The following is a 5457-nucleotide window of genomic DNA, read 5'->3' as shown; positions in this document are numbered from 1 at the left end:
CACCGACACAGGTCAGATGCGCCGCGGCGGGAATAGCGGTTTCCGTCAGGATGCGCTTTACAGTACGGGCGGTGCGCTCGCGCGTCGAGCCGCCGGCGCCGTAGGTCACCGAGACGAATTTCGGCTTCAGCGGCTCCAGCCTTGTGACCGTCTCCCACAGCCTTGCTTCCATCTCGTCCGTCTTCGGTGGGAAGAATTCGAAGGAAACCCGGACCTTGTCGCCAATGTCGGGGCGGCGGGAAAAGCGGAACTGGTTCATGCGATTTCCCCTATCGAGTTCGCTTTGGCCTGCCTTGTGTCGTTGGAAGGATCGGCGATCAGGAGGCGCCGGTCGCGGCCAAGCCAGAGTTTCACGGTGAGCCTCGCCTCGTTGCCGCCGCGCGGCTCGAACTCTTGGGCATCCTCGAGATCGAGTCCGGCTTCCGCAAACCAGTCGGCGATCTGCCGGTCGGAAAAGCCGAGCCGCATATGCGCGTGCTCCTCGCGCAGGAATTCCAGCGCATGCGGCGCGAAATCGACGATGACCAGCCGCCCGGCTGGACGCAAAAGCCGCGCCGCCTCGTGGATGGCGCGGGCGGGATCGTCGAGATAGTGCAGCACCTGATGGATGGTGACGAGATCGAAGGCATCGCGCTCGACCGGCGGCGCGAAGATGTCGCCCTGCCGCACCTGCGCATTCGAAACGCCGGCCTTGTCGAGATTGGCGCGCGCCACGGTCAGCATCTCGCGCGACATGTCGATGCCGACACCGCGCCGATAGAGCGGCGAGAAGATTTCGAGCAACCGCCCGGTGCCGGTGCCGAGATCGAGCATCGACTGGAACGGCCGCTTGCCCACCAGCTTCAACATTGCGGCTTCGACGGCGCGGTCCGGCACATGCAACGAGCGGATATGATCCCAGCTCGCAGCATTCACGGAAAAATACTCGACCGCCCGGTCCTGCCGCTTGCGCTTGACCGAGGCCAGGCGCTCAAGATCGCGCTCGACCTGCGGATCGGCACCGCGAATGCCGGAAACCAGCCCCATGACGAAGTCCCGCGCGGAATCCGCGTCCGACAGGCGGAAGAAGGCCCACGACCCTTCCTGGTAGCGGCCGATCAACCCGGCCTCCAGCAAGAGCTTCAGGTGCCGCGAAACGCGCGGCTGCGACTGGCCGAGAATTTCGGTAAGGTCGGAAACGGTGAGGTCGCCGCGCGACAACAGTGCCAGTATGCGCAGCCGGCTGGATTCGGCCGCCGCCTTCAACGTATCCACCATGGTGTCGAGCGAGACATGCATCAGCGTATTCTCTTTGAAAAGATATAAACATATGTTTATGTCGATTTTCAAAACCTTGCAAGCGCTATGTCGCTTCCGGACAAGAAAATGGCGCATGCGTCGACTCGCGATGCATGTGGCCCAAAAGTGGGTCGCGGTTTTGGGGCAACGACATGCACGAACAAAAAGATGCGAGATGAGAGCAGGATGACCGAAACGCGTGAGATGTTCGAGACGCGCGAAGGCGAGCAGAGGCTGGAGAACGATCCGGCACTGATGCCGCCTGATGGCGGGATCGTCTTCATCGGCCACATCGCCTCGCCATGGACGACGCGCGAAACATGCCCGAAGAACATGCGCACCGCGCGCGAGACCGGGCAGGAGGCGGTGCTGACCATCGACGCGCCCTATCGCGATGGCCTGCAGGGGCTGGAGCGCGCCAGCCACGTCATCATCCTGTCCTGGCTGCATCATGCGCCGCGGACTCTGATTGTGCAGAAACCGCGCCATGCGGCTGAAACGAAAGGCGTATTTTCGCTGCGCTCCCCTGCTCGCCCGAACCCTATCGGGCTGCATATCGCCAGGCTGATTGCCGTCGACATCGGTACCGGCCGCATCGATCTCGACGCCATCGATGTGCTCGACGGCACGCCGGTCATCGACATCAAGCCTTATTTCGCCTCGACCGACGCCATACCGGAGGCGACCATCGAAGGACGCGACGAGCCCAATGGGGGTCGGCGATGACAGCGCCGACCGGCCGCCGCCGCGCCATCGCCAAGGCGCTGACCGCACTTCTGCCGCTGGCGCCCTATGCCGACATGGAGAAGATCCGCACCGACGCCGGCGCGGTTCACATGAAGACCTTGCCGCCGGGCATCGCCGTATGGCTGGCGACGATTGCCCATATCCGCCACATGCACACCGACTACGAAAAGCTTCTGGCCGAAGGTTACGACCGCGACTCGGCGCGTTTCTTCGTCATCGAGCAGATCAACATCGTGCTCACCCGCTGGCGCGCGACACGCCTGCTCGACGCCGACGACGAAGAGGATTGAGGCGGTAGTCCGCCTGGAGACTGTTTCGAATTCGCTCTGGCGAGTCATATGGTGGTGGTTTCGAGAACCGGAGCGCAGCGGACATTTGGGTCCATGAGCACTGGAAGCGCAGAAAACGCCGCTAGACGGCCGCCAGTGTAGAATTTCCAAACAGTCTCTTATTTCCGCTTCAGAACGGCGACTGCGTTGTAGGGCTGGCCGTCAGCCTGGCCGACCCAGGTCCAGGACAGATTCCCCTTGAAGAACCTGACGGTGATATTGCCGCCGTCTATGCATTTGTCCTGACCGTAAGTGATGCTCTCGTGGTATTCCGCCGAAATATCGTCCCTGGACGTCTGCGATAGGGATCCGCCGCAGCCGAGCGACGGATAGTCGATCGACGCGCCGCCATCGTTGATCGTCATGGCGATCGTCCAGTCGGCCCCGGCATCGCCGGCCGGGCTCTGGTGGCCGCTGCCGACCCAGGTGCCGCTCAGCGACGGCACATTCACCGCGCAAGGCAGGTTCTGGAAGATCGGCGTCAATTCGTTGCCGGTTTTCTCGCAGCGATAGGTCTGGCTGCTCTGGCACAATTCCTCGCCTTCGCGCGCGCACTGGGCGCTGGCTTCGCCCGCAGCGCCGAACATCGTCATGGCTGCTATGACGGCCCCAAGCCTGCCCATCTTCCCCTCCGTTCAGAGCGCGCAATGTAAGGCAATTCCGATCCAATGTATCAGCGAGATCGTCATCGAGGCCGAACAGCGCCGGGCGGGTGGCTCTATGCCTTCTGCGCACCGCCGGTAGCCTACTGACCTCGCCTTGCGCGACAGGAGGCCCCGATGAGCCAGATGACACGGGACGAGAAGCAACTGCCCGTGGTTGGCGACCGCCACGTCGACCCGCATTCCTATCCCGAGGGCGTCGCTTTCCTCGACGGCCAGTACCTGCCGATGTCGCAAGCCAAGATCTCGGTGCTGGACTGGGGTTTTCTGCATTCCGACGCCACTTACGACACCGTGCATGTCTGGAATGGCCGTTTCTTCCGCCTCGATTTGCATCTCGACCGCTTCTTCGGCGGGCTGGAAAAGCTGCGCATGACCATTCCCTTCGATCGCGAAGGCGTGACCGAAATCCTGCACAATTGCGTGGCGCTGTCGGGTCATCGCGCCGCCTATGTCGAGATGCTGTGCACGCGCGGCACCTCGCCGACCTTCAGCCGCGACCCGCGCCAGGCAGTCAACCGCTTCATGGCGTTCGCCGTGCCGTTCGGCTCGGTCGCCAATGCCGAGCAGTTGCAGCGCGGCCTGCGTGTCGCCATCAGCGACAAGGTGCGTATTCCGCCGGCCTCGATCGACCCGGCGATCAAGAACTACCACTGGCTCGATCTGGTGCGCGGCCTCTACGATGCCTATGACCGCGGCGCCGAGACCGCAGTGATTCTCGACTTCAATGGCAACGTCGCCGAAGGCCCGGGCTTCAACGTCTTCTGCGTCAGGGATGGAAAACTGTCGACGCCTTCCATTGGCGTGCTGCCCGGCATCACCCGCCGCACGGTCTTCGACCTGTGCGCCGAAGAAGGTCTTGCCGCCACCGCCACCGATGTTAGCGTCGCCGCATTGCGCGAGGCAGACGAGGTTTTCATCACCTCGACCGCGGGCGGCATCATGCCGGTGACGGAGATCGACGGCGTCCGGATTGCGCACGGCAAGGTCGGCGCGATCACTAGCCGGCTGATGGCACTCTACTGGCAAAAGCACGACGACCCGGCATGGTCGTCTCAGGTGAATTACCCCTGATCAAGGGGCCTCTTGTTCAAAAAGAATCCCCCCGCCTCTGGAAAATCACGGGATAGGCCGTATATGCCGAAAGCGGAGAAGCCTCCGCTTTCACCAGAAAATTGCGCCCGCAGGGGCAAGGATTCCACATCATGACAAACCAGGTTTGGTTCATCACCGGATCGTCGAAGGGTTTTGGCCGCGTCTGGGTCGAGGCGGCGCTCGCGCGTGGCGACCGCGTTGCCGCGACCGCCCGCGACGCCGGCACGCTCGCCGATCTCGTCGAGAAATATGGCGACAACGTCGCCGCGATAAAGCTCGACGTCACCGACAAGAAAGCCGTCGATGCCGCTGTCGCCGAGGCGCACAAGCGCTTTGGCCGGCTCGACGTCGTCATCAACAATGCCGGCTACGGCCATTTCGGCGCCATCGAGGAGGTCAGCGAACAGGAAGCCCGCGACCAGATCGAAACCAATGTCTTCGGCGCCCTGTGGGTCACCCAGGCCGCGCTGCCGATCATGCGGGCGCAGCGGTCCGGCCACATCATCCAGATCTCGTCGATCGGCGGCGTCAATGCCTTTGCCTCGCTCGGCCTCTACCACGCCTCGAAATGGGCGCTGGAGGCTTTCAGCCAGTCGCTCAGCATCGAAGTCGCGGAATTCGGCATCCATGTGACGCTGGTCGAGCCGGGTGGCTTCTCCACCGACTGGGCCGGCCCGTCGGCAAAGGTCTCCCAGCCTATCGAGGCCTATGCGCCTGCCCGCGCCAAGATGGCCGAGCGCCGCGCCAATTCGGTCGCCGGCGATCCCGAGGCCACCGGGCCGGCGATGCTGGCCATTGTCGATGCTGCCGAGCCACCGCTCCGGGTGTTCTTCGGCGACGGCGGCCTGCCGATGATACGCCAGGAATACGCCAACCGGCTCGCCACCTGGGACAAATGGGATCACGTTTCCATCATGGCGCAAGGCGCGAAGAAAAACCGCAAGAGCTAACGCTTGGCGGCTTTGCTACGCCGCCTCATAAGGCGGCGTAGCCCCTGCCCTCTGGTTGCCGCACAGCTATGCCTCATAAATCCACTGCTCAGGCACGCGCACGGACATCTCCTCACCGGCCTTGATGGTTCCTGGTTTTTCGACCCAGGCGACGACGCCACGCAGCCGTTTCGCGACCTTCGGGAACAGCAGCGCACCGGCCTCGACGTCGGCCATTCCGGCATTCTCGGCGATCGACCGGCCGGCGATGCGGCATGGTCCGTTCTGTGCGTCGACCTTGATGGCAACGCCGCCCTTGAAGAACAGCAGCGTGCCGGCAGGCAGCATAGAGAGGTTCGGCACCCCTTCGATCAAAAGATTGGCGCCGATCCATTCCGGCTTGATCTCGGCCAGGCC

7 protein-coding genes and 1 pseudogene are annotated in these 5457 nt (G+C 63.2%); 4 read left to right on the top strand and 4 right to left on the bottom strand.

From position 1 onward, the window contains the following. Positions 1 to 259: methylenetetrahydrofolate reductase (locus EN993_RS30320; protein ID WP_206532441.1), on the bottom strand; the 259-nt coding region annotated here is incomplete at its 3' end. Then, positions 256 to 1278, bottom strand: a complete 1023-nt coding sequence (locus EN993_RS30315) for a metalloregulator ArsR/SmtB family transcription factor (protein ID WP_109668485.1) — start codon at positions 1276 to 1278, stop codon at positions 256 to 258. The genes EN993_RS30320 and EN993_RS30315, both read right to left, overlap by 4 nt. A 186-nt stretch (positions 1279 to 1464) precedes the next feature. On the opposite strand from EN993_RS30315, the gene tsaA reads away from it, so the two are divergent. Continuing rightward, positions 1465 to 2004: a tRNA (N6-threonylcarbamoyladenosine(37)-N6)-methyltransferase TrmO gene (gene tsaA / locus EN993_RS30310; protein WP_109668303.1), complete on the top strand. Its 540-nt coding sequence runs from the start codon at positions 1465 to 1467 to the stop codon at positions 2002 to 2004. Next, complete coding sequence (locus tag EN993_RS30305; protein WP_109668304.1) at positions 2001 to 2315, top strand: DUF2293 domain-containing protein; 315 nt, start codon at positions 2001 to 2003, stop codon at positions 2313 to 2315. The genes tsaA and EN993_RS30305 overlap by 4 nt, the downstream gene beginning before the upstream one ends. Before the next feature lie 158 nt (positions 2316 to 2473). On the opposite strand, the gene EN993_RS30300 is transcribed toward EN993_RS30305, so the two are convergent. Then, positions 2474 to 2977 (bottom strand): hypothetical protein, encoded by a 504-nt coding sequence (locus EN993_RS30300; RefSeq protein WP_127265616.1) that lies wholly within the window; start codon positions 2975 to 2977, stop codon positions 2474 to 2476. A 156-nt stretch (positions 2978 to 3133) separates the two neighbouring features. Between EN993_RS30300 and EN993_RS30295 the strand changes: the two genes are divergently transcribed. Next, positions 3134 to 4090 (top strand): D-amino acid aminotransferase, encoded by a 957-nt coding sequence (locus EN993_RS30295; protein ID WP_109668309.1) that lies wholly within the window; start codon positions 3134 to 3136, stop codon positions 4088 to 4090. Between the two features lie 131 nt (positions 4091 to 4221). Continuing rightward, the gene (locus EN993_RS30290) at positions 4222 to 5061 is read left to right on the top strand and encodes an SDR family oxidoreductase (protein WP_109668310.1); all 840 of its coding nucleotides are present in this window, start codon (positions 4222 to 4224) and stop codon (positions 5059 to 5061) included. A gap of 66 nt (positions 5062 to 5127) precedes the next feature. Here EN993_RS30290 and EN993_RS30285 read toward each other — a convergent pair. Then, positions 5128 to 5457 (bottom strand): annotated as a pseudogene (locus EN993_RS30285) (molybdenum cofactor sulfurase); the annotation flags it as partial.

Origin of the sequence: Mesorhizobium sp. M7D.F.Ca.US.004.01.2.1 (assembly GCF_003997785.1) — a bacterium.
Classification (GTDB): domain Bacteria; phylum Pseudomonadota; class Alphaproteobacteria; order Rhizobiales; family Rhizobiaceae; genus Mesorhizobium; species Mesorhizobium loti.
Note: the sequence above shows the minus strand (reverse complement) of the source record. Positions and strands in the feature narration are given on the sequence as shown.